25 protein-coding genes are annotated in these 26,663 nt (G+C 60.3%); 11 read left to right on the forward strand and 14 right to left on the reverse strand.

The genetic code is table 11. The features are described 5' to 3' along the window. Window positions 1–73: 73 nt before the first annotated feature. The gene (locus HBO19_RS06080) at window positions 74–865 is read right to left on the reverse strand and encodes a crotonase/enoyl-CoA hydratase family protein (RefSeq protein ID WP_169952637.1); all 792 of its coding nucleotides are present in this window, start codon (window positions 863–865) and stop codon (window positions 74–76) included. A gap of 422 nt (window positions 866–1,287) precedes the next feature. Here HBO19_RS06080 and HBO19_RS06085 point away from each other — a divergent pair, with 422 nt between their 5' ends. Next, window positions 1,288–2,961, forward strand: a complete 1,674-nt coding sequence (locus HBO19_RS06085; RefSeq protein WP_017136163.1) for a DEAD/DEAH box helicase — start codon at window positions 1,288–1,290, stop codon at window positions 2,959–2,961. 97 nt (window positions 2,962–3,058) lie between these two features. On the opposite strand, the gene HBO19_RS06090 is transcribed toward HBO19_RS06085, so the two are convergent. Further along, complete coding sequence (locus HBO19_RS06090) at window positions 3,059–3,826, reverse strand: class III extradiol ring-cleavage dioxygenase (RefSeq protein WP_170057061.1); 768 nt, start codon at window positions 3,824–3,826, stop codon at window positions 3,059–3,061. A 103-nt stretch (window positions 3,827–3,929) separates the two neighbouring features. Between HBO19_RS06090 and HBO19_RS06095 the strand changes: the two genes are divergently transcribed. Beyond that, entirely contained in the window at window positions 3,930–4,586 is a 657-nt protein-coding gene (locus tag HBO19_RS06095) for a thiopurine S-methyltransferase (protein WP_170057062.1), read from the forward strand. A 57-nt stretch (window positions 4,587–4,643) separates the two neighbouring features. On the opposite strand, the gene htpX is transcribed toward HBO19_RS06095, so the two are convergent. Continuing rightward, window positions 4,644–5,531 (reverse strand): protease HtpX, encoded by an 888-nt coding sequence (gene htpX, locus HBO19_RS06100; protein WP_029298042.1) that lies wholly within the window; start codon window positions 5,529–5,531, stop codon window positions 4,644–4,646. 313 nt (window positions 5,532–5,844) lie between these two features. Further along, on the reverse strand, window positions 5,845–7,056 hold the full coding sequence (locus tag HBO19_RS06105; protein WP_029298044.1) for a pyridoxal phosphate-dependent aminotransferase: 1,212 nt from the start codon (window positions 7,054–7,056) through the stop codon (window positions 5,845–5,847). Between the two features lie 203 nt (window positions 7,057–7,259). On the opposite strand from HBO19_RS06105, the gene msrB reads away from it, so the two are divergent. From msrB to HBO19_RS06120, 3 genes are all read left to right on the forward strand, one after another. Then, the gene (msrB, locus tag HBO19_RS06110) at window positions 7,260–7,652 is read left to right on the forward strand and encodes a peptide-methionine (R)-S-oxide reductase MsrB (RefSeq protein ID WP_029298046.1); all 393 of its coding nucleotides are present in this window, start codon (window positions 7,260–7,262) and stop codon (window positions 7,650–7,652) included. Between the two features lie 134 nt (window positions 7,653–7,786). Further along, complete coding sequence (locus HBO19_RS06115; protein ID WP_169952630.1) at window positions 7,787–8,272, forward strand: glutathione peroxidase; 486 nt, start codon at window positions 7,787–7,789, stop codon at window positions 8,270–8,272. Beyond that, window positions 8,269–8,730, forward strand: a complete 462-nt coding sequence (locus HBO19_RS06120) for a MarR family transcriptional regulator (protein WP_169952628.1) — start codon at window positions 8,269–8,271, stop codon at window positions 8,728–8,730. Before HBO19_RS06115 ends, HBO19_RS06120 begins: the two co-directional genes overlap by 4 nt. Here HBO19_RS06120 and HBO19_RS06125 read toward each other — a convergent pair. After that, window positions 8,714–11,038, reverse strand: a complete 2,325-nt coding sequence (locus HBO19_RS06125; RefSeq protein ID WP_169952863.1) for a response regulator — start codon at window positions 11,036–11,038, stop codon at window positions 8,714–8,716. The genes HBO19_RS06120 and HBO19_RS06125 overlap by 17 nt on opposite strands. A gap of 166 nt (window positions 11,039–11,204) precedes the next feature. On the opposite strand from HBO19_RS06125, the gene HBO19_RS06130 reads away from it, so the two are divergent. Next, window positions 11,205–12,095 (forward strand): ATP-binding protein, encoded by an 891-nt coding sequence (locus HBO19_RS06130; RefSeq protein ID WP_170057063.1) that lies wholly within the window; start codon window positions 11,205–11,207, stop codon window positions 12,093–12,095. Further along, the gene (locus HBO19_RS06135; RefSeq protein WP_169952624.1) at window positions 12,092–12,574 is read left to right on the forward strand and encodes a GAF domain-containing protein; all 483 of its coding nucleotides are present in this window, start codon (window positions 12,092–12,094) and stop codon (window positions 12,572–12,574) included. The genes HBO19_RS06130 and HBO19_RS06135 overlap by 4 nt, the downstream gene beginning before the upstream one ends. Before the next feature lie 99 nt (window positions 12,575–12,673). Here the strand turns inward: HBO19_RS06135 and HBO19_RS06140 are convergent, their stop codons facing one another. The 8 genes from HBO19_RS06140 to HBO19_RS06175 form a co-directional block, all read right to left on the reverse strand. Then, window positions 12,674–16,297 carry a transporter substrate-binding domain-containing protein gene (locus tag HBO19_RS06140; RefSeq protein ID WP_170057064.1) on the reverse strand — a complete coding sequence of 1,208 codons (3,624 nt, stop codon included), beginning with the start codon at window positions 16,295–16,297 and terminating at the stop codon, window positions 12,674–12,676. A gap of 8 nt (window positions 16,298–16,305) precedes the next feature. Next, on the reverse strand, window positions 16,306–16,932 hold the full coding sequence (locus tag HBO19_RS06145) for a response regulator transcription factor (RefSeq protein ID WP_169952620.1): 627 nt from the start codon (window positions 16,930–16,932) through the stop codon (window positions 16,306–16,308). Window positions 16,933–17,287: 355 nt separating this feature from the next. Then, a complete protein-coding gene (locus HBO19_RS06150) occupies window positions 17,288–17,689 on the reverse strand; it encodes a response regulator (RefSeq protein WP_169952618.1) in 402 nt (133 codons plus the stop codon). 247 nt (window positions 17,690–17,936) lie between these two features. Further along, window positions 17,937–19,268 (reverse strand): deoxyguanosinetriphosphate triphosphohydrolase, encoded by a 1,332-nt coding sequence (locus tag HBO19_RS06155; protein WP_169952616.1) that lies wholly within the window; start codon window positions 19,266–19,268, stop codon window positions 17,937–17,939. A 72-nt stretch (window positions 19,269–19,340) separates the two neighbouring features. Further along, a complete protein-coding gene (locus tag HBO19_RS06160) occupies window positions 19,341–20,504 on the reverse strand; it encodes an EAL domain-containing protein (protein WP_169952614.1) in 1,164 nt (387 codons plus the stop codon). 94 nt (window positions 20,505–20,598) lie between these two features. Beyond that, window positions 20,599–20,940 carry a hypothetical protein gene (locus HBO19_RS06165; RefSeq protein WP_170042825.1) on the reverse strand — a complete coding sequence of 114 codons (342 nt, stop codon included), beginning with the start codon at window positions 20,938–20,940 and terminating at the stop codon, window positions 20,599–20,601. After that, entirely contained in the window at window positions 20,937–21,323 is a 387-nt protein-coding gene (locus HBO19_RS06170) for a phage holin family protein (RefSeq protein ID WP_169952610.1), read from the reverse strand. Before HBO19_RS06170 ends, HBO19_RS06165 begins: the two co-directional genes overlap by 4 nt. Before the next feature lie 2 nt (window positions 21,324–21,325). After that, a complete protein-coding gene (locus tag HBO19_RS06175) occupies window positions 21,326–21,640 on the reverse strand; it encodes a YqjD family protein (RefSeq protein WP_029298079.1) in 315 nt (104 codons plus the stop codon). Window positions 21,641–21,995: 355 nt separating this feature from the next. On the opposite strand from HBO19_RS06175, the gene HBO19_RS06180 reads away from it, so the two are divergent. Further along, complete coding sequence (locus tag HBO19_RS06180; protein WP_169952608.1) at window positions 21,996–23,204, forward strand: ammonium transporter; 1,209 nt, start codon at window positions 21,996–21,998, stop codon at window positions 23,202–23,204. On the opposite strand, the gene HBO19_RS06185 is transcribed toward HBO19_RS06180, so the two are convergent. Beyond that, window positions 23,191–24,921 carry a monovalent cation:proton antiporter-2 (CPA2) family protein gene (locus tag HBO19_RS06185; RefSeq protein WP_170057065.1) on the reverse strand — a complete coding sequence of 577 codons (1,731 nt, stop codon included), beginning with the start codon at window positions 24,919–24,921 and terminating at the stop codon, window positions 23,191–23,193. The two genes, HBO19_RS06180 and HBO19_RS06185, sit on opposite strands and share 14 nt — an antisense overlap. 154 nt (window positions 24,922–25,075) lie before the next feature. Between HBO19_RS06185 and HBO19_RS06190 the strand changes: the two genes are divergently transcribed. The 3 genes from HBO19_RS06190 (at window position 25,076) to HBO19_RS06200 (ending at window position 26,662) form a co-directional block, all read left to right on the forward strand. Then, complete coding sequence (locus tag HBO19_RS06190) at window positions 25,076–25,312, forward strand: glutaredoxin family protein (protein WP_170057066.1); 237 nt, start codon at window positions 25,076–25,078, stop codon at window positions 25,310–25,312. Between the two features lie 75 nt (window positions 25,313–25,387). Then, window positions 25,388–25,723, forward strand: a complete 336-nt coding sequence (locus tag HBO19_RS06195; protein ID WP_169952600.1) for a transcriptional regulator — start codon at window positions 25,388–25,390, stop codon at window positions 25,721–25,723. 48 nt (window positions 25,724–25,771) lie between these two features. Further along, window positions 25,772–26,662 (forward strand): pseudouridine synthase, encoded by an 891-nt coding sequence (locus HBO19_RS06200; RefSeq protein WP_169952597.1) that lies wholly within the window; start codon window positions 25,772–25,774, stop codon window positions 26,660–26,662. Window position 26,663 lies beyond the last annotated feature (1 nt).

Below are 26,663 nucleotides of genomic sequence, written 5' to 3' on the forward strand. Positions count from 1 at the left end.
GTGGCTATTCTGCATGGCCAAGATCTCCCCCTGTGGGAGCGGGCTTGCCGGCGATGAGGCCATCACTGTCTGTTCACAACCCCTTGAACACCCCCGGCCGCTTCTCCAGCATCGCCCGTACCCCTTCCTTGGCATCCTCGCTGCCCAGCAGTTTCTCCACCAGCGCCGGCAACCCGGCCGCCGCAGCGGTCTCGCCCTCATCCCGCGCCTGGCGTGCCGATGTCAACGTCGCCTGCACGCCCAACGGCGCCTGGCTGGCAATCCGGTTGGCCAGCGCCAGCGCCCGGGGCAGCAGGTCTTCGCTGGCCATGACCTCCTGCACCAACCCCAGGCGCAGGGCCTCATGGGCATCGAACTCGTCACCCGTGAGCAGCCAGCGCATGGCGTTGCCCCAGCCGGCAATCTGGTGCAGGCGCAGGGTGGCGCCACCAAAAGGAAAGATCCCACGCTGTACTTCCATCTGCGCAAAGCGCGTATTGCTGGCACACAGGTTGATGTCTGCTGCGAGCATCAATTCGATACCGATGGTCAGGCAGTAGCCCTGGGCGGCCACGATCACCGGTTTGCTGACCCTGGGCCCGGCGAACACACCCCACGGATCGCAGCCGCCCAGTGGCGGTTGCCAGCCTTGGGCCATGGTGTGCGCGACGTTGATCAGGTCCAGCCCGGCGGTGAAGTGGTCGCCATGCCCGAACACCACGGCCACCCGTGCTTCTTCGTTGCGGTCGAATTCGCCATAGGCCAGGCTCAGTTCGTTGAGCAGGTCGAGATCAAAGGCGTTGCGCTTGGCTACCCGATCGAGCCCCAGCAGCAGGACATGCCCTTGTAGTTCACGGCTGACGCGGCTGCTGCTGGCTTGACTCATGGCTGGATCCTCGGGCGCGAAAGGCAGTTTCGGACCGAAGGGCCCGCTGCAAAAGGTGAAGCGTTTAAGCGCAATGACCAACAGGGCCGGGCCTTTGAAAAATAGACGCTCCTGCGAGGATGCGCAAAGCCTGTGACGCAGAGCAGTCGAATGGTCTTTTCCGATAAAAAAAGCTCCCTTTTTCAGGGATTTCCGGTATAGTGCGCGCCGGCCTTTAACCGGGCCGCGTTTAGGTAGCGCAATTCCCCGAAGTCAGCTTCGGCTGCACGTCCGCACAGCGGACTCTCCCTTGACGAATCTTTTTCATTCATTCGTTTTCGCAAATCCCCGCCGACAAAGCAGCCAGGGCGACTCTTGAGTCTCAACACGGCATGCGCAGCTTTGGAGCATGGGTCTTTGCGGATGCACTTAGAGGCAGACCCATGACCCAGGAAACCGGCGGCTTCGCCGCTTTTAATCTTAACCCGAACATTCTTGCTGCCGTCATCGCGACCGGCTACGAAGAACCTTCGGCTATTCAGCAGCAATCGATCCCGATCATCATGGCCGGCCAAGACATGATTGGCCAGGCGCAAACCGGTACCGGTAAAACCGCCGCGTTCGCCCTGCCTATCCTGCACTGCATCGATCCTGCCAAGCGCGAGCCGCAAGCCCTGATCCTGGCGCCAACCCGTGAGTTGGCGCTGCAAGTAGCAACCGCTTTCGAAACCTACGCCAAGCAAATGCCAGGCGTTACCGTTGTGGCCGTTTACGGCGGCGCGCCTATGGGCCCACAACTGAAAGCAATCCGTAATGGTGCACAGATCGTTGTCGCCACCCCGGGCCGTCTGTGCGACCACCTGCGCCGTGACGAAAAAGTACTGTCGACCGTGAACCACCTGGTTCTCGACGAAGCTGACGAAATGTTGAAGCTGGGCTTCATGGATGACCTGGAAGTCATCTTCAAGGCACTGCCACCGACCCGTCAGACCGTACTGTTCTCGGCTACCCTGCCACAGTCTATCCGCGCCATTGCCGAACGCCATCTGCGCGATCCGCAACACGTGAAGATCCAGACCAAGACTCAGACCGTTACCGCGATCGAACAGGCTCACCTGTTGGTTCACGCTGACCAGAAGACCTCGGCTGTATTGAGCCTGCTGGAAGTCGAAGACTTCGACGCCCTGATCATGTTCGTGCGCACCAAGCAAGCGACCCTGGACCTGGCCAGTGCCCTGGAAGCCAAAGGCTACAAAGCCGCTGCGCTGAACGGTGACATTGCCCAGAACCAACGTGAGCGCGTGATCGACTCCCTCAAGGATGGCCGTCTGGACATCGTTGTGGCGACCGACGTAGCGGCTCGTGGTCTCGACGTTCCGCGTATCACCCACGTGTTCAACGTGGACATGCCGTACGATCCAGAGTCCTACGTTCACCGTATCGGCCGTACTGGCCGTGCCGGTCGCGAAGGTCGTGCACTGCTGCTGGTGACTCCACGTGAGCGCCGCATGCTGCAAGTGATCGAGCGTGTAACCGGTCAGAAAGTTGCTGAAGTCCGTCTGCCGGATGCCCAGGCTGTTCTCGATGCGCGCATCAAGAAACTGACCAACAGCCTGTCGCCGCTGGTGGCTGACGCTGAATCGACCCACGGCGACCTGCTGGACCGCCTGACCGCCGATATCGGTTGCACCCCGCGTGCCCTGGCTGCGGCCCTGCTGCGCAAGGCTACCAACGGTCAGGCCCTGACTCTGGCAGCGATCGAGAAAGAACGTCCACTGGTGCCGAACAACGCTCCGCGCGGTGATCGTCCAGAGCGTACCGGTGATCGTCCAGACCGTGGTGATCGTGAGCGTCGTGCTCCGGTTCCATTGGCCGAAGGCCGTGCTCGCTGCCGTACCGCGCTGGGCGCGCGTGATGGCATCGCAGCCAAGAACCTGCTGGGCGCTATCCTCAACGAGGGTGGCCTGGCACGTGAAGCGATCGGTCGCATCCAGGTGCGTGACAGCTTCTCCCTGGTGGAGCTGCCGGAAGATGGCCTGGAGAAATTGCTGGCCAAGCTGAAGGACACCCGTGTTGCTGGCAAGCAGCTCAAGCTGCGTCGCTATCGCGAAGATTGATCGACCCTTGGGTTGATTGATCGAACATAAAAAATCCCCGACTGGTTCGGGGATTTTTTATGCCTGGGTTTTACCGGGCCCCTACAAAAAGCCGCGGCTAATCAAAGCGATAGATATCCATCCCCAACGCGCCCAGGGTGAACCCCTGATGGGCCACACTGAACTGCCCACCCGCGCCGCGGGCGAAGTACAGCGGCAATAAGTGCTCATCGCTGGGATGGCTGCGCACCGCGTGGGGCGCCTGGCGGCGGTAGTCGTGCAAGGCGGCTTCATCCTGGGTGTCGAGTTTGTCGACGACCCAGTCGCGGAACTCTCGTGCCCAGGGCTCGATGCTTTCCGGGCCGGCCCGCCAGTCCAGCTCACCGAGGTTATGGGTGATGCTGCCCGAGCCGATCAACAACACGCCTTGTTCGCGCAAGCTGCGCAATGCCTGGCCGATTCGGGTTTGCAGCGCCGGGCCCATGTGGCTGGGCAGGGAGACCTGCACCACAGGGATATCGGCCGTCGGGTACATCAAAGACAGCGGCACCCAGGTGCCATGGTCGAACGGGCGCTGGTGGTCTAGGCGGGCGGGCAGGCCATCGGCGGCGAGCAGCTCGACGATCTGTTGCGCCAGTGCCGGATCGCCGGGCGCTGGATACTGCACCGCAAACAGCTCGCGAGGGAAACCACCGAAGTCGTGCCAGGTCTCTGGGGCAGGGCTGGCGCTGACCAGCAGTTCACGGCTTTCCCAATGTGCGGACATCACCACGATTGCCTTGGGGCGGGGCAGGGTGGCGGCCAGGCGTGCAAGAGCCGGCCCGCTGGCGCCAGGTTGTAGGGCAAGCATGGGCGAGCCGTGGGAAATAAACAGGCTGGGCAGCATGAGCAGGGTCCTCAAGGTTAAGATGGGACCATCTTTAATCAGATCATTGATCTAAATCTAATATAAGTTTTAGCGCCATTTGATCGAATTTTCTGGGCTATTCATGGAATCCACCTTTTGGCATGACCGCTGGGCACGTAATCAGATCGGCTTTCACCTGCCTGAGGTCAATCCCTATTTGCAGCGACACTGGCCGCGGCTGGGGTTGGTCAGCGGGGCCCGGGTGCTGGTGCCGCTGTGCGGCAAGAGTCTGGACCTGATGTGGCTGGCGCAGCAGGGCTGCCGGGTCCTGGGTGTGGAACTATCGGAAAGGGCCGTGGAGGAGTTTTTCCAGGAGCAGTGCGTGGCTGCACAAATCAGCCAGCGGGACAGTTTCAAGGTTTATCAGGCTGGCACTATCGAGCTGTGGTGCGGCGATTTCTTCGAATTGAGCCGTGAAGATGTGGCAGGGTGCGCCGCCCTGTATGACCGTGCGGCGCTGATTGCCTTGCCGCCGTTGATGCGTGAGCGCTATGCCGCGCATTTGCAGGCGATTGCGCCCCAGGTGCAAAGTGGCCTGTTGATCAGCCTGGATTATGAGCAGGCCCTGAAGGCCGGGCCGCCGTTTGCGGTCAGTGATGAGGAAGTCCGGAGGCTGCTGGCAGGACGCTGGCGCCTGAGCGTCCTGGAGCAGCGGGATATCCTGGCCGAGAGCCCGAAGTTCGCCCAGAGCGGTGTCACGCGCCTTGAGGAGCGGGTTTACCAGTTGGCGCAGCGGTAAAACACGCACCCACAAAAAAGGGGCGATTCAGTCGCCCCTTTTTCTACCCTTTGGCTGTCAGCCGCGACGACGCAGTGCGTCGATCCGCTCTTCCAGTGGCGGGTGGCTCATGAACATCCGCGCCAGGCCTTGCTTGACGCCACCGTTGATGCCGAAGGCATTCAGGGTGTCAGGCATGTGCACTGGCAGGCCCTGTTCGGAGCGCAGGCGTTGCAGGGCACCGATCATCGCGGCAGTACCGGCCAGTTGGGCACCGGCTTCGTCGGCGCGGAACTCGCGTTTGCGCGAGAACCACATCACGATGGAGCTGGCGAGGAAGCCCAGTACCAGTTCGGCAAAGATGGTCGCCACGTAGTAGGCGATACCCTGGCCGCCTTCGTTCTTGAAGATCACCTTGTCGACAAAGTTGCCGATGATCCGCGCAAAGAACATCACAAAGGTGTTCACCACGCCCTGCACCAGTGCCAGGGTAACCATGTCACCGTTGGCTACGTGGCCGATCTCGTGGGCCAGCACGGCCTTCACTTCGTCGGGCGAGAAACGCTCGAGCAAACCCTGGCTGACGGCAACAAGAGCATCGTTCTTGTTCCAGCCAGTGGCAAAGGCGTTGGCCTCGTAGGCCGGGAAGATCCCGACTTCAGGCATCTTGATCCCGGCTTCGCGGGACAGTTGCTCGACGGTTTGCAGCAGCCATTGCTCATGCCGGGTGCGCGGCTGGGTGATGATCTGGGTGCTGGTGCTCATCTTCGCCATCCACTTGGAGATGAACAGCGAGAAGATCGAGCCGGCAAAACCAAAGACGGCACAGAAAACCAGCAGCTGATTGAGGTTCAGATCAACCCCGTTGGCCGCCATGAACCCGTTGAAGCCGAAAAGGCTCAGGGTGATGCTGGCAATCAGCACGACCGCCAGGTTAGTGGCCAAGAACAGCAGGATGCGCATCATGGTTGTAGAATTCTCCTCATGCTTAATATGTCGCGTACTGCGGGGTATATAAGGTGCGGCAGTGGGCTATTCAACCGGGCGACTATTTCAAACTGTGTCCTACAGCGCGAACGTAGAACCTTGCAGGGATTTTCCGAGGCTTTATGCCCATGGAAATTCCCCTCCGTAAGCCGTTGGGCCCCGTGATTACTGGAAAGTGCAGGATAAAAGGGACGAGAGTGAAGCCAACGGGTGTTTCTGCCAGTGTGGCGCGTAGATGTGTTGCCAGATACTCGCTGTACGACCTCTTGTGGGTCGTACAGCGAAAGCGAGGTCACTGGCGATAGGACTTCAGGAAGTTGCCGATGCGGCCGATGGCCATGTCCAGGTCATCCACACGGGGCAAGGTCACCACGCGGAAGTGATCAGGCCACGGCCAGTTGAACGCCGTACCCTGGACCACCAGCAGCTTTTCCGAGAGCAACAGGTCGAGGACGAACTTCTCGTCGTTGTGGATCGGGCAGACTTTCGGGTCGATCCGCGGGAACGCATACAAGGCGCCCATGGGTTTGACGCAACTGACGCCGGGAATATCGTTGAGCAGCTCCCAGGTGCGGTTGCGCTGCTCCAGCAGGCGGCCGGCGGGCAGCACCAGGTCGTTGATGCTCTGGTAGCCGCCCAGGGCGGTCTGGATCGCGTGCTGGCTCGGCACGTTGGCACACAGGCGCATATTGGCCAGCATGTCGATGCCTTCGATGTAGCTCTGGGCATTGTGCTTGGGCCCGGAGATGGCGACCCAGCCGGAACGGAAGCCCGCGACCCGGTAGGACTTGGACAGGCCGTTGAAGGTCAGGCATAGCAGGTCCGGGGCCAGGGAGGCGGTGCAGATGTGCACGGCGTCGTCGTAGAGGATCTTGTCGTAGATCTCGTCGGAGAACACCACCAGGTTGTGCTGGCGCGCCAGTTCGAGCATGCCCAGCAGCACTTCCTTGGAGTACACCGCGCCCGTCGGGTTGTTCGGGTTGATGATCACCAGCGCCTTGGTGTTGGGCGTGATCTTGGCCTTGATATCGGCCAGGTCCGGCCACCAGTTGGCTTGCTCGTCACACAGGTAATGCACCGGATGGCCACCGGCCAGGGTCACGGCAGCGGTCCACAGCGGGTAGTCAGGCGCCGGCACCAGCACTTCGTCGCCGTTGTTGAGCAAGGCCTGCATGGCCATCACGATCAGCTCGGAGACACCATTGCCCAGGTAGATATCTTCAATACCAACCCCTTCTACCTGCTTTTGCTGGTAGTACTGCATGACTGCCTTGCGCGCGCTGAACAACCCCTTGGAGTCGCTGTAGCCCTGGGCGGTGGGCAGGTTGCGGATCACGTCCTGGAGGATTTCGTCCGGTGCTTCGAAACCAAAGGGCGCCGGGTTGCCAATGTTCAGCTTGAGGATGCGATGGCCTTCCTCTTCCAGGCGCTTGGCGTGCTTGAGCACTGGGCCGCGAATGTCGTAGCAGACGTTGGCGAGCTTGTTCGATTTGCTGACCTGCATGGCGATGTGATCCCGAAAATGAACGATCCAGACGATGTGAAGACTACCGTGCTGGGAATCCTGCGTGTGGCCTGACCCATAAATACGTTTGAATGCCGATAACGCGGGTGCCAGACTGGCGCTTTGAAGAGGCGCAATCATACGTGCCGCCTGATCCATGGAAAAGACACAGATCAGGCTTTTTCAGTTGTCGAGGTGCATTGATGGAAAAGTTGGATAAAACCCTGGATGAATGGCGGGAAATGCTCGACCCGGCGCAGTATCAGGTGTGCCGTCTCAAGGGCACCGAGCGGCCGTTTTCTGGCAAGTACAACGCCACTACGACCGATGGCGTGTATCACTGCATTTGTTGCAATGAGCCGCTGTTCGACTCGAAGACCAAGTTCGATGCCGGTTGTGGCTGGCCCAGTTTTTATGAGCCGATTGCTGATAGCGCGATGATTGAGATTCGGGATGTGAGCCACGGGATGATCCGTACGGAAGTGACCTGTGCCAAGTGCGATGCGCATTTGGGCCATGTGTTCCCTGATGGCCCGCCGCCTACAGGCCTGCGCTATTGCATCAACTCGGTGTGCCTGGACCTGGTTCCACGCTGACACCATGCCCCTCGTAGGGGCCGGCAAGCCGGTTCCTGCGGGGTGATGTCGAGTCATTAGTCTGGTCAATTAAATTGCATGCAATTTAATCGTACACTATGTTTCATGTTCTTCTTTGTGTCCGAGGCGATCTCATGAGCGATAACCTGCTGTCCATCCCTTGCACCACCATCAAGGGCGAGCAAAAGACCCTGGCGGATTTCGCCGGCAAGGCGATCCTGGTGGTCAACACCGCCAGCAAGTGCGGCTTCACTCCACAGTACAAAGGCCTGGAGCAGCTCTGGCAGCAGTACAAGGACCAGGGCCTGGTGGTGCTGGGCTTTCCGTGCAACCAGTTCGGCAAGCAGGAGCCGGGTGACGAGGGGGCTATTTCCGAGTTTTGCGAGCTGAATTTCGGCGTCAGTTTCCCCCTGTTCAAGAAGGTCGATGTCAACGGGGGCGAGGCCCATCCGCTGTTTGTGCAACTCAAACAGCGCGCGCCGGGCCTGCTGGGTTCCAAGGGCATCAAGTGGAACTTCACCAAGTTCTTGATCGGCCGCGACGGCCAGGTGGTCCAGCGTTTTGCCCCGACCACCAAACCCCAGGAATTGACCCAAGAGATCGAAGCGCTGCTCAAATGACTGACTTGCCTGCCGTATCCCTGGCCCTGGATGACCAGCTGTGCTTCAAGCTGTACGCCGCCTCCCGGGCGGTGACACGAGCCTATAAGCCAATGCTCGACCAGTTGGGCCTGACGTATCCGCAATATCTGGTGATGTTGGTGTTGTGGGAGTGGCATGCCGCTGCCCCGCCGCAGCCGACGGTCAAGGCGCTGGGGGAACGGCTGTTGCTCGATTCCGGGACGCTGACGCCGCTGCTCAAACGCCTGGAGCAACTGACGTTGATCACGCGCCGGCGCAGTACCCATGATGAGCGTGAAGTGCACTTGAGCCTTGCCGAAGCGGGCCAAGCGCTGCGTGAGCGCGTCCAGCCGCTGAAGGCTCGCCTGTTGTGCGACAGCGGCGTGGACCTGAGCCAGGCAGATACCCTGCGCCATGGCCTGGACCAGTTGCTCCGGCAGATCACAGATTTGTCGTAGTCGGCACCCAGAGGTCGAGTAGGGCGTTGAGTTCTTCGCGGCGAAAGGGTTTGGCCAGGTAGTCGTTCATGCCGGCGGCCCGGCACCGTTCGCGTTCCTCGGCCAGGGCATTGGCGGTCAGCGCGACGATCGGCAGCTGCGGCCAGCGCCCGCTGCGGCGAATCTGCCGGCTCGCCTCGTAGCCATCCATGACCGGCATGTTGCAGTCCATCAGCACCATATCGAAACGTTGTTCTTCCAGCTGCTTCAGCGCCTCGCCGCCATGGGCCGCGACCACCACCTCGCAGCCCAGCTTGCCGAGCATGCCCTTGGCCACCAGTTGATTGACCGGGTTGTCCTCCACCAAGAGGATACGCGCCCGATGGGCAACCGGGCTGGTCTCCAATTGGGCCAGGTCGAGGACGATTTCGCTGTCGGCGCGCAGGGTACGGTGCAAGACCTGATACAGCGCCGTGCGACTCAGCGGGCGCGCCTGCTGTTGCAGCGGTGCCAGGGCGGCCACTTCTTCGCTGGGCATGAAATTGCCGTAGGCGGTGACCAGCAGGATCGGAGCGCTGACGGTCGGCCGCAGGCGGAACAGGCATTCGGGGCAGTCGGTGATCAGGATGTCCGGTGCCAGGCCCGTCAAGTCATCGTCGATGGTGTAGCAGTGCGGCGTCAGCCCCCAGTGCGGCAACAGGGTGTGCAGCAGTTCTGCCAGCCCGCTGCTGGCCCCGGTAATCACCGCGACTTCGCCGCTCAACGGCGCCAGTCGTGTCGCCGGGGTGTGGGCGGGGAGTGGCAGTTCGGCGCAGAACTGGCTGCCGAAGCCGGTTTCCGAACTGATGGTCAGCCGACCGCGCATGGCTTCGCAAAGATTGTGGGTCAGCGCCAACCCCAGGCCGGTCCCGCCAAACTGGCGGGTAATGCCGGCGCCCGCCTGGGTGAAGGGTTTGAAGATCCGCGCCTGGGCTTCCTGCGCAATGCCGATGCCGGTGTCGCACACTTCGATGCGCACGCCGTCGGGTTGCGCACTGAGGCGCACATCGACGCGCCCGAACCGGGTGAACTTCAAGGCATTGGACAGCAGGTTACTGACAATCTGCCGGACCCGCGTCGGATCACCCACGACCTGGGCAGGAAACTGCGGATCGATCAGGCAGGTCAACTCCACGCTGGGCGCAGCGTTCTGCGACAACAGGTTGGCGGTGTCTTCCACCAGGGAGCCGAGGTCGAAGGGGATGCTTTCGAGTTCCAGTTGCCCGGCGTCAAACTTGGACAGGTCGAGAATATCGTTGAGCAGTTCTACCAAAACCTTGCCGGAGTCATGGGCGATCGACAATTGTTGGCGCTGCTCGGCGTTCAGCGCGCTGTCCAGAGACAGCGCGATCATGCCAAGCAGCCCATTGAGCGGGGTGCGGATTTCATGGCTCATGTTGGCAAGGAACGCCGCGCGCGCCTGGGCCATGCCCAGGGCGTTGATTTTCGAGGCCTCCAGCTCTTCGTTGGATTGGCTTAGCCGGTGGTTGATCGCCTTGAGTTCGGTGGTACGCGCCGAAACAATGTCTTCCAACTGGCCAAGGTACTCGGTCAGGCGGTCCTCGGCGTGGCGCCGCTGCTGGATTTCGGTTTCCATGTTCTCGAACTGTTGGTTGGCGACGTTGACCAGCACGCCGATCTCATCGTGTTCGTGCCCCGGCGGGCAATCCAGGCGAGCCAGGGGCGCGCTGCCGGGGCTGCGGGTGCTCAACTCACGGATGATCCGCACCAGGGGCTGGGTCAGCATCACGTAGAACAGGCCCAGGAGGATGCCGGTCAGGATCAGGCTACGGGCAAAGCCATTGAGTAGGGTGATCTCTGCTCGACGTAGGAATCGGCTGCCGAATGCGTAGGTGTCGACGTCAAGGCGTAACACGCCGAGGGATTCGCCGGGCATATGGGTGAGGTACAGGCGGTCTTCGAACTGGCGGTTGGCGCCGAACAAAAAGTCGCTGATAGGACGGTAGCTGCTCTCCTTGCGGGGCCGATCAACGTCAGCCAGCACCAGGCCATTGTTGTCGACCAACTGTGCCCGCGTGATGGCGGGGGAGTGCAGCAGGCCCAGGGTCAACTCCTGGGCCAGTTCGGCGTCGATGTTGTAGGCAATACGTGAGGCGGGGTTGTGACTGATTTCAAGCAGCGCGTGTATTTCACGGTTGATGGACGCGTCTTCGCTGGCATAATCAATGCCGATTTGGATCAGGCTGAGTAAGGTTCCCAACACGAAACCAACCAGCACAGTCAGTCTGGCTTGTTTATAAGACAAGCGGTGGGCGAACTTGATATCCATTGGGTGCTGAGCCACTTCACGTTTCCCTTCGCCCGGCAAGCATAGCTGAACATCCTCAGCGCCAGCCTTGCCCGGTATGAATCGTTTTTTAAGGTGCAGCCGTCTGGCAACTGCGTCAGGGTTGCCAATACGCCATCTTTTTCAAGAACTTGCCACAGGAATAGTCATGGATTCTCGATTGAATGCCTTTCTTGAGCGGGCCGATGCGGTGCTTGCTCGTCTGGAACCCCTGTTGCCCGCACCTCGCGTGGCGGTTGACTGGAACCACTGCCTGGCGGCCCGCTGGCAGCGCGAGGGGCGCAGCGGCTTTTTGCTGCCCCTGGAAGTCAGCCTGGATATGCGCCTGTCCGACCTGATCGGTGTCGACAAACAGCGCGAGCAATTGGCGCGCAATACCCAGCAGTTTCTCGACGGCCTGCCCGCCAACCATGCGTTGCTCTGGGGGTCGCGTGGCACGGGCAAATCGTCGATGGTCCGCGCCTTGCTGGCCCAGCATGCCAAGGCCGGCTTGCGCCTGATCGAAATCGAGCGTGACCACCTGGCCGATCTGCCGCGTGTGGTCGAGCAACTGCTCAAGCTGCCGCAGCGTTTTATCCTGTTCTGCGATGACCTCTCGTTCGAGGCTGGCGAAGGCGACTACCGTGTGCTCAAGAGCGTGCTCGACGGCTCGCTGGAGCAGGCCCCGGAAAACGTGTTGCTGTACGCGACCTCCAACCGTCGTCACCTGGTGCCGGAAAACCAGAGCGACAACGACAACTGGAAACGTGTGGATGGTGAGTTGCATCCCAGTGAGGCGGTGGAAGACAAGATCGCCTTGTCCGACCGTTTTGGCCTGTGGTTGTCGTTCTACCCGTTCACCCAGGAACACTTCCTGGACGTGGTGGAGCACTGGATCGGCGAGCTGGCGAACAAGGCGGGTTTGCAGTGGCAGCGCGATGAAGCCCTCGACATCCTTGCTGTGCGCTGGGCCACGGGTCGCGGCAATCGCAACGGCCGGTGCGCCTACCAATTCGCCCGGTACTGGGTGGGCCTTAAATTGCTGGAGCGCCAGCCATGATCGATTTACAGAAGGCGGGCAGCGGCCTTGATGGCTACGCCATGCTTTGTGCGCAACTGGAATCGCTGCTGGCCGATGAGCGTGACTTTATCGCCAACGCGGCGCAGTTTTCGGCGTTCCTGTTCAACCAACTCGATGACTTGAACTGGGCGGGCTTTTATCTCAACCGTGATGAGGAACTAGTCCTCGGGCCTTTCCAGGGGCAGATCGCGTGTGTACGGATTCCGTTTGGTCGAGGGGTGTGTGGTGCGGCGGCGGCTTCGCGGCAAACCCAGCGGGTGGAGGATGTACATGCGTTTGCTGGGCATATTGCCTGTGACAGTGCTTCCAACAGCGAGTTGGTGGTGCCCTTGGTCAAGGATGGGAGGTTGATTGGGGTGCTGGACCTGGACAGTCCGAAGCTGGCGCGTTTCAGGCCTGAGGATCAGGCGGGCATTGAGCGGCTGGCGGCAATTTTTCTGCGGTTGACTGCCTGCTGAATGAGCTGCATTGCCTGTGGGAGCTGGCTTGCCTGCGATGGCGTGGGGGTCTCAGGTGCCCCACGTCTTCGTTAGCGACCATCGCCGGCAAACCGGCTCCTACAGGGTGAGGGAATCCAGTTGTTCTTGCAGCACTTGCTCAAGATCGAACATGGCGTTTTCGATGGCCTTGACCCAGATGGCCAGTTGGGCCCGATCCGCGTCCTCGCCAGCCTGCTCCAGCATCTCGCATTGCTCGGCCAGCGTGCGGGCCTGGACGATCCTGGCGGCGCCCTTGATCTTATGGGCCTGGTCGATCAGGTCCTGGTGAGCGCCTTGTGCGAGCAATGCCATCAGTTCCTCGCGATCACGACGGCTGCTGCTCAACAGTTCTTCCAGCAGGCGCCGGCTTAACAACGGATCTCCGCCAGTCAGGGCGTTCAGGCTATCGAGATCGAAGATCCGCGCTGGCGCCAGCGGGGTGATCTCGGCCAGGTGGCGCTCCAGTGTCGTAAGGCTGATGGGCTTGAACAGGCAGTCACTCATCCCCGCATCCCGGCAGCGCTGTTTTTCCTCCGGCTGGGCATTGGCGGTGAAGCCCAGGATGATGCAGGGCGTCATGTTTTCCCGTTGTTCATGTTCACGGATCGCACGGGCCAGTTCATAGCCGTTCATGACCGGCATGTTGCAGTCGGCGATGATCAGGTCGAAGTGTTCCTGGCGCCAGGCCTGGAACCCCGCCGCGCCGTGCTGGACCGCGGTGAACCGGTGCCCGAGGAAGCCCAGTTGCTGGCACATGAGCAGGCGGTTGGCCGGATGGTCGTCCACCACCAGCACATTCAGGATTGCCGCCGCATCCTGGGGCGCAGGCTTGAGCTCGATCAGCGGGTAGGCAGGTGCCAGGCTGGTCATCTGCAGCGAGACAAATACCTGGGTGCCGACACTGGGCACGCTGCTCAAGGCCAGTTGCCCGCCCATCATCTCGCACAGGCTGCGACAGATCACCAGTCCAAGACCCGCGCCGCTCCTGGCCAGGTGCCCGGAATTGTCGGCCTGGGAAAAAGGTTCGAACAGGCGTTGCTGGTCGTCGCGGCTGATACCGATGCCGGTGTCCTCGACCACCAGTTTCATCTGGATTTGCTGCGGCTGCCCGGTGGCCTGGATATCCACCTTGATCTTCACCTCGCCCTGTTCGGTGAACTTGATGGCGTTGCTCACCAGGTTGGAGAGGATCTGCTTGAAGCGCAGCGGATCGATCTGCACGTCACGCTCGTCGACGCCGGGATTGAACGCCAACAGCAGGTTGAGATTCTTCTGGCGTGCCAGGCCATCGAACACCCGCACTACCGACTCGATCAGTTCGCGCAGGTTGACGCGCTCCGGCGCCAGGCTCAGGCGGCCCGACTCGATGCGCGCGATGTCGAGAATATCGCCAATCAACTCCAGCAAGTCCTTGGCCGAGTTGTAGGCCACCTCGATGGCCGGGCGGTCCAGGTGCCCGTGGTCGGCACGCTTGAGGGTCAACTCCAGCATGCCGATCACCGCGTTCATGGGGGTGCGGATCTCATGGCTCATGGTTGCCAGGAACGTGCTTTTCGCGCGATTGGCCTCATCGGCGCGGTCCTTGGCTGCGCGCAGGTCATCGAACAATTGGCGACGTTCGCTGATGTCGATCCAGCCGCCGATGATGCCCTGGACCTCACCAACGGAGTTACGGTAAGGCAGGATCCAGTGGTAGATCGTCAGGTGTTGCCCGCGAATATGCAGCGGGCGGTCAACGATCAGCGGCTTGCCTTCGGCCACCACCCGCAGATAGTCGGCATGATACTGGTTGGCTTGCGCCTCGCTGGCCAGGCTGCTCTGCATGACACTCTTGCCGATGACCTCCTCGCGCTTGACGCCGAAGACCTGCAGGTAACTGTCATTGCAGGTCTGCAGCAAACCGTTGCGATCGCGCACGTAGATCGGGTGCGGGGTTTCATTGACCAGGGCACGCATGAACTCGTATTGATCGCTCAGGGCCCGCTCTGCCATCTGCCGGTGCTTGATTTGCCGGCGCATATAGCCGTTCCAAGCCAGGGATGTAAACAGCAGCAGCCCGGCGGCGCTGATGATCTGGATAATCAAGCGGTGGTAGTTGCGCCAGTAGCTGTCGGACGCGGCTGTGTAGCCACGCCAGCGGTTGTTGATCACCCCAAGTTCATCCGGCGCGATGCTCAGCAGTGCTTTGTCGAGGATCGAGGCCAGTTCGGTGGCGCTGCGTGAGGTGGCCAGGGAGAACGAGGCCAGTTGTGTACCGATACTCGAACTGATCTGCAATTGGCCCTGGAAGAAATGAGATGAGAGGAAGTAGTTGGCAATAACCAATGAGTTGACGGCCCCATCCACATGCCCCTGGGCCAGCATTTCCGAGGCCTTGAAGGTATCGCTGGCCTCCACCAGGGTGATCTGCGAATACTCCCGGCGCAGATAGTCCACCAAGGGGTTGCCTTCGGTGATCGCGAGTTTTTTTCCCGCTAGTTGCTCAAGAGTCGAGGGCGCTCCAGGCTCCTTGCGTGTCAGTAGAACGTAGGAGTTCTGCAGGTAGGGACGGCTGAAGTCGAGCTTGGCTTCGCGTTCGCGGCTGGGACTGATGGCGGCAATAATATCGGCGTTGCCGTTTTCGACCTGCTCGATCATTTGGTTGACGTTACGGGTGTTCTGGAACTCCAGGTGCAAGCCCGTGCGTAGCCGTATCAACTCCAGCAGGTCAGCGGTCATGCCACGCAACTGGCCGTCGGAATCGATGAACGTCAGTGGCGCGAGGGTTCCGTTGATGACCACTTTTACCACCGGGTGGTCCTTAAGCCAGCGCTCTTCACGTTGGCTCAACTGCAGCTTGTGGTCGGTCAACAGGATATCGCTACCCGCACTCCAGCGTTTGGCGATGTTTTCCCGCTCGTAGGTCCCTACGCCTGCCAGGACCGCATCGACGATGCCCAGCAGGGTTTGCTGGTTGCGGTGTACGGCAAAGCTGAAGCCGTAGGCTTCGTGCTTGCCGAAAGTGGCCATGCGGATGTTCTTCAGGTAGCCCTTGTTGATCATGTAATGGGTGGAAATAGTATCGCCGAGGAACACGTCGGCCTGGTCGAAGGCCACGGCGTTCAGCGCATTCAAATAAGACGGATAGACCTGGATGATCGCATTCGGGTACAGCGCTTCGACGTCCTTTAGCGGCAGGTAGTGGTAGACAAGGCTCAAGCGCATGCCCGCCAGCCCGTCATTGAGCGGGCGGGTTTCTGCGTCACGGGTGACCAGTACCGGCTGGTCGACCGCGTAGGGCGTTGACAGGACAATGTCGGCGTTGCTCGCTTCAAATCCGTTGGCGCTGCCCAGCAAGTCGATTTTCCCGTCTTCCAGCGCCTGGATGGCCGCCTCCCGCGAGGGGTAGCGCAACACCGTGACGGGCAATGCCAGGGCTTTGGCCAGGATCCCCGCGTAGTCGGCAGTAATACCTTCGTAATCGTGGCCGCTGGCGGTTATGTCGAAGGGTGGGTAGTCGGGTGTCGAGGTTCCCAGCACCAACTCACGTTTGTTTTGTAGCCATTGGCGCTGCGTGGGGTTCAGTTGGGTGTCCAACTGAACGGTACCGGCACGACTCAGCAATGAGTAGCGTTCTGGAGCGGTTTGAGTGGCTGACACGGCTGTACTCAAGCACAGCCCGGCACTCAAAATGATTAGATAGTCCTTTAAACGCCTTGGCATCCTGTTTCTCACACTAACGCGTTGCGTTTTGCCATCTCGATAAGTTCTACCAAGGACTTGGCCTTGAGTTTTTGCATTAGTCGTTTTTTATAAGTGCTGACCGTTTTATTGCTGAGGAACATACCTTTGGCAATCTCCTTGTTTGTACGGCCTTGTGCAAAAAGTTGTAAGACCATAAGTTCTCGGTCATTGACTGACTTGAAAAGATTCAGTTCTTCATTTTCGCCGAGTTCGGCGCCGGTGGTGTTCAATGCTTGACTTGGGAAATAGTTGTAACCTGAAAGTACAGCCCTGATGGCACTTAGTAGTTCACTCAGATCACCTTCTTTGCAGACATAACCATCGGCTCCTGAACGCATGCAGCGTGTGGCAAAAAGTGTCGGGGACTGGGCGGTCAGAATCAACGTTTTCATTGGAGTACTCATTGCATTGAACCTGCAGAGAACCTCCAGTCCGTCGAGCTTGGGGATGCTGATATCAAGTATGATGAGGTCTGGCAGACATTCGCGGACCATTTGTATTGCATCACAACCGTTATCTGTTTCGCCGACAACTTTGTAACCTTCATGTTCCAGCAACATTCGGATTGCAAGTCGAATAACCGGGTGGTCGTCAATAATAAAGACTGTATTCATGAGCCAATTCCATACTAGTGCAAATAAGCGCGCACATTAGCTCAGAAGGTAGGGTAGGAGCATGAAGGGAAGGCTGAGCAGATATAAAACAGGAAAATTCCTACCATAAAAAAGGTATTGGACTACAACGCGCTAAGGCTTTGTTGGCCGTGTTGTAAGAGTTTCCTAGGTGAAAGGTTTGAAAGCTGTGCAGTGTTATTTGTAAGAGGGATGGGGGCGATATTTCATTTGTGAATGCGTTTAATGTCCTACGTTAAATTTTGAAAAGTTACTTTGGCAGCTCTCGGTATGTTGATGCAGTAGGGTACTTCAGCTTTGCCGGGTGATTTGGGGGTAAATGCCAGATGGGGACTCGTTAGTCGTGGGCTAGCGCTGATTGGTTGATCAATTCGATCCAGGCTTCTTTGTTCAAGGGCTTAGCCAAATATCCAAGCAGACGCAAGTCACGTTGTATTGCCAGGGTTTTCAAATATTCCAGTTCGAGGGCGGGCAGGCCACTTAGCAATACAGCACTTTTGACAAAGCCTGCATGGCTGGCTATCTCCACCAGCTCCAACCCGGTGAGGTCGGGCAGGCATTGATCACATAACATCACGTCGAAGGGGACCTCGGTTGTACGCATCAACTTGATTGCCTGCTCGGCATTTGCGGCGGGTGTCAGTTGGTCGTAGCCGAAACTCTTGAGCAGGCACTGAATGGCCAGGAGTTGAAACGGGTGATCTTCCACCAGCAGGATGCGCAATTGTCGTTCGGGCATAGGAAGTTCCGTGGAAGTAGCTGTAGGCGCAAAGATGCCAGCCAGTGCCTGTGTCTGTTTGCCCTGTGAGCAAGACGTCGGGCTATCTTGGGTTTGCGTGAATGTAGGAGCTGAGCGCTGGGGTGGATAAGAGAGGGGTGATTATTCATCGGGTGTTGGGGCAAATTCGATCAGGCTGCTCTGGTGCTTGCGTAGGTCGATTCTTCGAGGCAAGCGCCCAGGCAGGAAAACCTGCCTGGGCCATGGGTCATTGAGGGTAGGAACGCCCGGTCATTTCCCGGGCCATCTCACTGGCGTAGCTATCGGTCATGCCGGCGATGAAGTCGATCATGCGCAGGAATGAGCGATGCAGCGGCCAGTCAGGATGGGGTGCGCTGTTGCCCAGCAAATCCAGGACGCGTCGATTCTTGAAGGATGGAGTACGGCCGCCATGCTGTTCCAGGGCAGCGCCGCAGAAGGTGTTCAGCAGGATCTCCAGGGTGGTGTAGGCGCCGATCTCATGCAGGGTCTTGCGCTTGTCCTGGAAGATTTTCTTGCGTGCCATGTCCTTGGCATTCAGTACACAACGTTTGGCCGGGCCATGCATATGTTCCACCAGGTCGCCTTGCAAGGTCCCGGCCAGCAGCGCCTGCTGTTGCTCGACGAACGCCCGCGCGGCGGCGTTGGTCAGGTGCTCGATGGCCTTGCCCCGCAGGATCGCGAGTTTGCGTCGCCTGGAGTCCTGGGGCCCCAGTTGCCGGTAGGTTTCCGGCAGGTCATCGCCCACCAGGTTCAGCAGCAGCGACTCGACCTCGGCGTACTCCAGCAAGTCCATCTCCAGGCCGTCTTCCAGGTCGATCAAGGCGTAGCAGATGTCGTCGGCGGCCTCCATCAGGTACACCAGTGGGTGGCGTGCCCAGCGTTGTTCCTCGAGTTGCGGCAGGCCGAGTTTCTGGGCGATCTGTTCAAGGATCGGCAATTCGCTCTGGTAGCAGCCGAACTTGTGTTTCTTGTAGCCCAGGGAGTCGGCGTGGCGGGCGGTCCATGGGTATTTGAGGTAGGTGCCCAGGGTGGCGTAGGTCAGGCGCGTACCGCCGTCGAACTGGTGATATTCCAATTGCGTCAGCACGCGGAACCCTTGCGCGTTGCCTTCGAAATTGAGGAAGTCATTGCGCTCGGCGCTGCTCATGTCGTCCAGCCAGCCACGGCCGGCTGCCTGCTGGAACCAGTGGCGGATCGCATCTTCGCCGGAATGGCCGAACGGCGGGTTGCCGATGTCATGGGCCAGGCAGGCCGATTGCACCACCATGCCCAGGTCGCTGGGGTCGCACCAGTCAGGCAGGGCGCTGCGAATGGTTTCGCCCACGCGCATGCCCAGGGAGCGCCCCACGCAACTGACTTCCAGCGAATGGGTCAGCCGGGTGTGGATATGATCGTTGCTGGTCACCGGATGGACCTGGGTCTTGCGGCCCAGGCGCCTAAAGGCCCCGGAGAAGATGATCCGGTCATGGTCTTTGTGAAACGGGCTGCGGCCCAGCTCTTCTGGGCTGTGCAGCGGTTTTCCAAGGCGTTCGCGGGTAAGCAGGGTAGGCCAATCCAAGGCGAGGGCTCTCCGTGGGATGAATGTCGACCCCCAGCTTCCCGGTTCGGCGGGCCTGGAGCAAGCGAAAAACTACAGGCCGGCGGCGTCAATATCGATTAACAGCAGGCGCTGACCGTTATCGAAGAATTGTCCTGCTGTCAGGCAGTATTGATTGGTCGTGGCATCGCGGTAGGTACTGGACAGAATCAAACGGCGTTCCTCCCAGCCTTCGGCCAGCAGGTGATAGAAGTAAGGGCGCCATGACCAGTTGTGGCCCAGGTAGTGGCTGTCGGCTTGCCAGGCATCCTGGCGCCACTCGAAGTTGGGGGTCAGTTGGGTGCCGTGGCGATCGCACTGATAAAACCGCAGCAGCCGGGGAAAGCCCGGCAGCCAGGGCAATTGACTGAGAGGCTCCTGGGCCAGCGCCCAGCCTTGCAGGATCTGCATCAGTTCGATCAGTTGCTGGCGCAGCAGCATGATTCGCCCGCGCTCGGCCAGTTTGTGCTGCACGTAAGCCTGGCGCAGCACGGCGAAACGCGGGACGAATGCGTCGGCGGCGAACCACTCCAGTTGCGCCTGGGCAAACAGGTAGCCCTGGACATACCGTGCGCCACATTCAAGGGCAAAGCGCAGTTGCGCTTCGGTTTCCACGCCTTCGGCAATGATCCAGCATCCGGTTTTTTCCGCCATTTGCGCCAGGGCGCGCACCACCTCACCGCTGGGTCCGCCGAGGGCCGCTGCCTGGAACAGGCGCATATCCAGCTTGAGGATATCCGGGCGCAGGGCAAGGACCCGATCCAGTTGGGAATACCCGGCACCAAAGTCATCAATGGCAATCCGCGCTCCCGCCTCGCGGTAGCGGGCGACGACCTCGGCCAGGCGCTGGCTGTCGCCTCCCAGTTCAGTGATCTCAAACACGATGCGCTTTGGATCGACGTCATGGGCGTGTAGCTGTTTCAGGCTGGGCAGGGCTTGACCCGGTCGCAGCAGGGTGATCCAGCGTGGCGAGATATTGAGGCTCAGGAACCAGTCTTCAGGCGCTTCATGCAGGCGGCTCAGGGCGTTGTCGCGGATCTTGCGATCCAGGCGCCGCAGCGCCGAAGTGGGCGTGCGGGCATCGGCGAACAGTGGGCCGACCGAGTGCAGTTGGCCATCTGCCTGGCGCAGGCGGCCCAGTGCTTCCACCCCGGCAATGCGCCCGGTGGCGGTGTCGATAAATGGTTGGAAACAGGCGAGCGGTTGCCCGTCAATCACAGAGCCTCCTTAGGGTGCTTCGGCATGAAAAAAGCCCGGTACCTGTAGGGAGGGAACCGGGCCTGATCCGTTTGCAAGAATGCAGCCAATTGTCTCAGGACTTGCGGGAGGCACCCTGCATCGCGAGCTTGATCAAGGGAATCAGCCCCGCACCGAGCCTTACCAGGCGGGTCATGGTGCCGATGCTGCCACCCTTGGCGCCTTTGCCGGTGAAGAATCCCAGCAGGGTCACAGCGGCGACGCCCCACAGCGGCGCATGTTTGATCCCGAACCCGTCCTGCCAGCTTTGGCCCAGGTTGCGCACCTTTTGCAAGGGCAGCAGCAATTGCTGGGACTCGTGGCGAATTTCCTGGCGGTGCATTTCCATGCGCAGGCGGATCAAGGCCTTGCGCATTTCCCGCCGGGAATTGGTTTGCGGCAGTTCAGTCAGGCTCATGGCAGCAGGCGCTCCCGGTCGTTGGCCAACTCTTCGAGGGTGGCGTGGAAAGGCGTGGATTCATCGAACACCGCGGCCTTCAAGCGCAACCCGCAGAACGCTGCGGCGAGTACGTAAAACACGCATAGGCTGATGATCCCGGTCAGGCGATAGGTATCCCAGACCAGGATCATGACCAGCGCCGACAACCCCACCAGCAGCAACAGGGCGAACACCAGTGCCAGTCCGGCAAACAGCAGCAGGCTGACGGTGCGTGCCTTCTGTTCCTGCAACTCGATGCCGAACAGCTCGACATGGCTGTGCAGCAAGCCCAGGACAGCCGCGCCGAGGCGCCGCGATGAGGAACTTGGGCCCGTGGACGAGCCGGTTTCGCCGATAGACATGATTAGCGCCTTGTAGCCAGCAGGCCGATCAGAAAGCCCACGCCGGCAGCGATGCCAACGGATTGCCAAGGGTTGGCCTGTACATAATCTTCGGTGGCGGTGACCGCCGCCTTGCCGCGTTCGCGCAGGGAATCTTCGGTCAATTTCAGGGTTTCCCGGGCCTGCAGCAGGCTGTCGTGGATCTTCGAGCGCAGTTCATCAGCCTGGTCACCGGCCAGAATCGCGGTGTCATCCAGCAGCTTTTCGGTGTCGCTGACCAGGGTCTGGAAATCTTCCATCAGTATTTCTTGAGCAGTCTTCGCCGTTTTTCTGGCCATGGTTATCTCCGTGAGTGGCTGTCTGGTGCTTGAGCGGGGTTTTGCTTGAGAGTCGCCGGCATTGCTGAAGGTTCACTGCAATTGTCTGGTACAGCTTTTGCTTTGCCATGGTGCGCCAGCCCAAAGGTTTGCGCGCAATGTGGGCGGTTTCGGCCAAAGCCTTGAAAAACCTTACCCTAAATCACTAAAACCCGTGGAAAAACCCGCAAGTCATTGCTGTCTTCAACAGTCGTCGCGCCAAAGCGGTTCATATCCTCTGTAGAAGGGTAGAGCACGCAGTGCCAATTTAGTGCGCGATCGTTGGGCGATGAACTGCTTTGGTGCTTTTTCCTCAACTGCAGGCCTGCCAATCCCCATGGAAAATGTGCAAAGCGCGGTGGACACCTTGGTCCACAGCTCCAATACGCTGTTTATTCTGATCGGCGCGGTGATGGTCCTGGCGATGCATGCCGGCTTCGCGTTCCTGGAAGTCGGGACGGTACGGCAGAAGAACCAGGTCAACGCGTTGTCGAAAATCCTCAGTGACTTTGCGGTCTCGACCCTGGCCTATTTCTTTATAGGCTATTGGATCTCTTATGGGGTCAGCTTTATGCAGCCGGCCGCGGTGCTCAGTGCCGACCATGGCTACGGCCTGGTGAAGTTCTTCTTCCTGCTGACCTTCGCAGCGGCCATCCCGGCGATCATCTCCGGGGGGATTGCCGAGCGGGCGCGCTTTGTTCCACAGCTGTGCGCCACGGCGTTGATCGTGGCGTTCATCTACCCGTTTTTCGAGGGCATGGTGTGGAATGGCAACTTCGGCCTGCAAGCCTGGTTGCTGGCGACCTTTGGTGCGACGTTCCACGACTTTGCCGGTTCCGTGGTGGTGCACGCCATGGGTGGTTGGCTGGCGCTGGCAGCGGTGTTGCTGCTGGGCCCACGCCAGGGCCGCTATCGCGATGGGCGCCTGGTGGCGTTCGCGCCTTCGAGCATCCCGTTCCTGGCGCTGGGTTCGTGGATATTGATCGTCGGCTGGTTCGGTTTCAACGTCATGAGCGCGCAGACCTTGTCCGGGGTGAGCGGGTTGGTGGCGGTCAATTCGCTGATGGCCATGGTGGGCGGCACCGTGGCGGCACTGGTGATCGGGCGTAATGACCCGGGCTTCCTGCACAACGGCCCGTTGGCCGGGCTGGTGGCGATCTGCGCGGGCTCCGACCTGATGCATCCGGTGGGCGCGCTGGTTACCGGTGTGGTGGCTGGCGGCTTGTTCGTCTGGTGCTTTATCGCGGCCCAGGACCGGTGGAAGATCGATGATGTGCTGGGTGTCTGGCCGCTGCATGGCCTGTGTGGCGTGTGGGGCGGGATTGCCTGCGGGATTTTCGGCCAGAGCGCCTTGGGTGGGTTGGGCGGCGTAAGCCTGATCAGCCAGTTGATCGGCACCGCCCTGGGAGTGGTGGTGGCCCTGGCTGGCGGGTTGCTGGTGTACGGCGTGCTCAAGCGCATCTGCGGCCTGCGCTTGAGCCAGGAAGAGGAGTACTACGGCGCGGACTTGTCGATCCATAAGATTGGCGCCGTCAGTCAGGATTGATCGGGGCTGCACGGTTGTCGTCGGTGTGCTGGTAGAAACCGTGGAGCAAGCGGTAGCGGTTGCGCCGCACTTCGTCGACCCGGTCGCGCACCTGCTGGTCGGGCAGGCCGAGCATGATCATCGCGTGCGAGGCGAGCATCAGGCTTGACTCCAGTAGCTCGGGCACCACTTCACTGGCCCCGGCGGCTTTCAGTTCAGTCAGCTGGCTGTCGTCGCGGGTGCGCACCAGGATCGGCACTTTATGGTTGATCCGCCGTGCTTCCTTGAGCACCGCCAGGGCCACGTCGCTATTGTCCACGGCAATCACCACCAGGCGCGCGCGCTCCAGGCCGACGGCGCTGAGCAGGGCACCGCGCCGGCAATCACCATAATGCACGCTGCTGTCCTCGGTGGCGGCTTCCTGCACGCGCTCGGGGTCATCGTCCAGGGCAATGAACGCTTGTTGTTCACGGCGCAGGAAACGCCCGATGGATTGACCGACCCGGCCATAGCCGCAGATCACCACATGCCCGCGTAGCTCGGCATTGAGCGCGGTGATGGCCTCCAGTTGCACTTGCTGGTTGGGTTTGCGATGCAGGCGCAGCGCGATCGCGGGCGCGGCCCGCAGCAGCAGGGGCGTGAGCAGCATGGAGCAGAACGTCGCTGCCAGTAGCAGGCTGCTGATTTCGCCGGGCAGCATATTGCTCAATTGCATCTGCGCCATCAGCGCAAAGCAGAACTCGCCGCCCTGGGCCAGCGCCAGGCCACTGCGCCAGGCGGTTTCGCTGTCGCTGCCGCGCAGCTTGACCAGCGCGGCGACGATGCAGCCCTTGATCAACATCAGCGCCAGGGTCAGCCCGAGGATCTGCAGGCTGTGGCTGATGAACAGCTGCAAGTCGATCAGCATGCCGATACTGACAAAGAACAGCCCCAGGAGAATGTCGCGAAACGGTCGGATATCCGCTTCGATCTGGTGCCGGTAATGGCTTTCCCCCAGCAGCATGCCCGCCAGGAACGCGCCGAGGGCCGGCGACAGGCCCAGCAGGTGCGTGAGCCAGGCCGTGAGTAGCACGATCACCAGGGCCAGCAGTACGAACAGCTCCGCCGAATGCGAGGCGGCCACTTCGTGGAACAGGCGCGGCAGCAGCCAACGGCTTGCAAGCAGCAGGCCGAGGAACAGCACCACGGTCTTGCCCAGGGTCAGCGGCAGAGCCCAATACCAGGCCTGCTCGCTGCTGCCGGCGAACACCGGCACCAGGGTCAGCAACAGCACCGCGACCACGTCCTGGAACAACAGCACGCCTATTGCGTTTTGCCCATGGCTACTGAAAATCTCCCCCAGGCTGGTCAGCTCCTTGCTCACAATCGCGGTGGATGACAGCGCGAGCCCTGCCCCCAGCAGCAATGCGGCCACCGGCGACATGCCCATCAACAGCAGCAAGGCGCCCAGCACCACGGCGCAGCACAACACTTGCAGGCTGCCGAGGCCAAACACCACCCGGCGCAGGCTGAGCATCTTGGACAGGGAAAACTCCAGGCCCAGGGAAAACAGCAGGAACACCACGCCCAGTTCGGCGAGGTCTGGCAGGTCTTCGCTGTCATTGACCCAGTCCAGGGCGGTTGGCCCGACGGCCAGGCCCACGCACAGGTAGCCGAGCACCGGCGGCAGTTGCAGCCGGCGGAACAGTGCAATGACGACCAGGGATGAGGCAAGAATGATCAGCAGGTTGGCAAACACAGACATCTCCGTCGGGGTGTTGCAGGAAAAAAGCCGCGAGAATCGCTGAATCAGTTATAGGCCATGGTGATCTGGATCAGGTCTTTGGCATGACTCGACGAGGTTTTTCCCGCGGCCTAGAATGAGGACCTGTTTCTTATCGGGTCTGTACATCATGCCTCCTGAATGCCAGTTGTTCGGCACCCTGGGCTGCCATCTGTGTGAGCTTGCCGAAGATGAAATCATGCCGTTGGTCGAACATGGGCTGTTGGTCGAGTTGGTGGATATCGCTGATTCCGAAGCACTGTTCGAAGCCTACGGCCTAAGTATTCCGGTGCTGCGCCGGGTGGATACCGGGGCGGAACTGGGTTGGCCGTTCGACACTAAACAGGTGGTCGCCTTTCTAATCTAGCGCCATCCCCATGGCAGGTTGCTGATTATTCGGTTACTGTATGTTTGTACAGCGATTGAGTGAGAGGGAACGCCCGTGGTGAATGTCGAACAACTGAAAAGCAGCGTCAACCGCATGTCTGTCGACGTCGTGCGCGATGCGGTGAATGAACTGCGGCTCGATGGCCTGGTCACGGAAGGCAAGACGCCGTTCAACAAAGTGCATTTCAATACCTGCTTTGCCGAAATCGAAGCATTGTTTCAGCGCGCCGGTTATCACAAGCAACTGGACGTGGTGGGATACCAGGGATTGCTGTATGCCTTGTACGACCCTGGCCGCTGGGAGGCGGTGGACGTGCTGCGCTGGCTCAAGGAATTCACCGAGGCTGCCAGTGCTTCGCCGGTGTTGCGGGCCGAATTGGTCAGGGCTTGAGCTTCTGGGGGATAATGCCCCCTTTGTTTCCAGGCCTTGAGCGTACGCATGTCCGATACCGGTTTTTCCGCTGCCCAGAACCAAGCCAGTACCTTGTACCTGCCGCCTGGCCCCTGGGTGACGGTACTCGATTGCCTGTGCGAGCATTTTCGCGCCATCGGCCGCGAGCAATGGCTGGACCGCATCGCCCGTGGTCGGGTGCTGGATGGCAACGGCCAGCCCATCGCCGTGGATCTGGCCTACAAGGAAGGCTTGCGCATCCACTACTTTCGCGAAGTGCCGGATGAAAAACCGATCCCGGTGCAGGAAACCATCCTGTACGCCGATGAGCATCTGGTGGTGGCCGACAAACCACACTTCCTGCCAGTGACGCCCGCCGGCGAATATGTCGAGCAGACTTTACTGCGCCGCCTGATCCGTAGCCTGGATAACCCGTCGTTGGTGCCGCTGCATCGCATTGATCGCCATACCGCAGGGCTGGTGTTGTTCTCGGCCAACCCGCAAAGCCGCTCGGCGTATCAGCAACTGTTCCCCACCCGCCAGATCGATAAAATCTACGAAGCCATTGCCCCGGCCTTGCCTGCGCTGACATTCCCGCTGGTGCACAAGAGTCGCCTGGTGGAGGGCGAACCGTTCTTCCGCATGCAGGAAGGGCCCGGTGCAAGCAACACGGAAACGGCGGTGCAGGTGCGCGAAAAAAACGGCGACCTGTGGCGCTATGGCCTGTTTCCGGTGACCGGCAAGAAGCATCAACTGCGCGTACATATGACGGCGCTGGGCGCGAGCATCTGCAACGACCCGTTTTATCCCGAGGTCATCAAGGATGCCGTGGATGACTACGCCAACCCGCTCAAGTTGCTGGCCCAGGGTGTACGGTTTATCGACCCGGTAACCGGCGAGCAGCGCAGTTTCAGCAGCAGAATCGTGCTGGACTGGTGAT

The organism is Pseudomonas sp. WS 5021 (assembly GCF_012985535.1).
In the GTDB taxonomy this organism is placed as follows: Bacteria; Pseudomonadota; Gammaproteobacteria; order Pseudomonadales; family Pseudomonadaceae; genus Aquipseudomonas.

What these genes read in the sequence shown, in the direction of transcription:
- HBO19_RS06080 (WP_169952637.1), bottom strand. Translation starts at nt 865, where the DNA reads ATGAGTCAAGCCAGCAGCAGCCGCGTCAGCCGTGAACTACAAGGGCAT.
- HBO19_RS06085 (WP_017136163.1), top strand. Translation starts at nt 1,288, where the DNA reads ATGACCCAGGAAACCGGCGGCTTCGCCGCTTTTAATCTTAACCCGAAC.
- HBO19_RS06090 (WP_170057061.1), bottom strand. Translation starts at nt 3,826, where the DNA reads ATGCTGCCCAGCCTGTTTATTTCCCACGGCTCGCCCATGCTTGCCCTA.
- HBO19_RS06095 (WP_170057062.1), top strand. Translation starts at nt 3,930, where the DNA reads ATGGAATCCACCTTTTGGCATGACCGCTGGGCACGTAATCAGATCGGC.
- htpX (WP_029298042.1), bottom strand. Translation starts at nt 5,531, where the DNA reads ATGATGCGCATCCTGCTGTTCTTGGCCACTAACCTGGCGGTCGTGCTG.
- HBO19_RS06105 (WP_029298044.1), bottom strand. Translation starts at nt 7,056, where the DNA reads ATGCAGGTCAGCAAATCGAACAAGCTCGCCAACGTCTGCTACGACATT.
- msrB (WP_029298046.1), top strand. Translation starts at nt 7,260, where the DNA reads ATGGAAAAGTTGGATAAAACCCTGGATGAATGGCGGGAAATGCTCGAC.
- HBO19_RS06115 (WP_169952630.1), top strand. Translation starts at nt 7,787, where the DNA reads ATGAGCGATAACCTGCTGTCCATCCCTTGCACCACCATCAAGGGCGAG.
- HBO19_RS06120 (WP_169952628.1), top strand. Translation starts at nt 8,269, where the DNA reads ATGACTGACTTGCCTGCCGTATCCCTGGCCCTGGATGACCAGCTGTGC.
- HBO19_RS06125 (WP_169952863.1), bottom strand. Translation starts at nt 11,038, where the DNA reads ATGGATATCAAGTTCGCCCACCGCTTGTCTTATAAACAAGCCAGACTG.
- HBO19_RS06130 (WP_170057063.1), top strand. Translation starts at nt 11,205, where the DNA reads ATGGATTCTCGATTGAATGCCTTTCTTGAGCGGGCCGATGCGGTGCTT.
- HBO19_RS06135 (WP_169952624.1), top strand. Translation starts at nt 12,092, where the DNA reads ATGATCGATTTACAGAAGGCGGGCAGCGGCCTTGATGGCTACGCCATG.
- HBO19_RS06140 (WP_170057064.1), bottom strand. Translation starts at nt 16,297, where the DNA reads ATGCCAAGGCGTTTAAAGGACTATCTAATCATTTTGAGTGCCGGGCTG.
- HBO19_RS06145 (WP_169952620.1), bottom strand. Translation starts at nt 16,932, where the DNA reads ATGAATACAGTCTTTATTATTGACGACCACCCGGTTATTCGACTTGCA.
- HBO19_RS06150 (WP_169952618.1), bottom strand. Translation starts at nt 17,689, where the DNA reads ATGCCCGAACGACAATTGCGCATCCTGCTGGTGGAAGATCACCCGTTT.
- HBO19_RS06165 (WP_170042825.1), bottom strand. Translation starts at nt 20,940, where the DNA reads ATGAGCCTGACTGAACTGCCGCAAACCAATTCCCGGCGGGAAATGCGC.
- HBO19_RS06170 (WP_169952610.1), bottom strand. Translation starts at nt 21,323, where the DNA reads ATGTCTATCGGCGAAACCGGCTCGTCCACGGGCCCAAGTTCCTCATCG.
- HBO19_RS06175 (WP_029298079.1), bottom strand. Translation starts at nt 21,640, where the DNA reads ATGGCCAGAAAAACGGCGAAGACTGCTCAAGAAATACTGATGGAAGAT.
- HBO19_RS06180 (WP_169952608.1), top strand. Translation starts at nt 21,996, where the DNA reads ATGGAAAATGTGCAAAGCGCGGTGGACACCTTGGTCCACAGCTCCAAT.
- HBO19_RS06190 (WP_170057066.1), top strand. Translation starts at nt 25,076, where the DNA reads ATGCCTCCTGAATGCCAGTTGTTCGGCACCCTGGGCTGCCATCTGTGT.
- HBO19_RS06200 (WP_169952597.1), top strand. Translation starts at nt 25,772, where the DNA reads ATGTCCGATACCGGTTTTTCCGCTGCCCAGAACCAAGCCAGTACCTTG.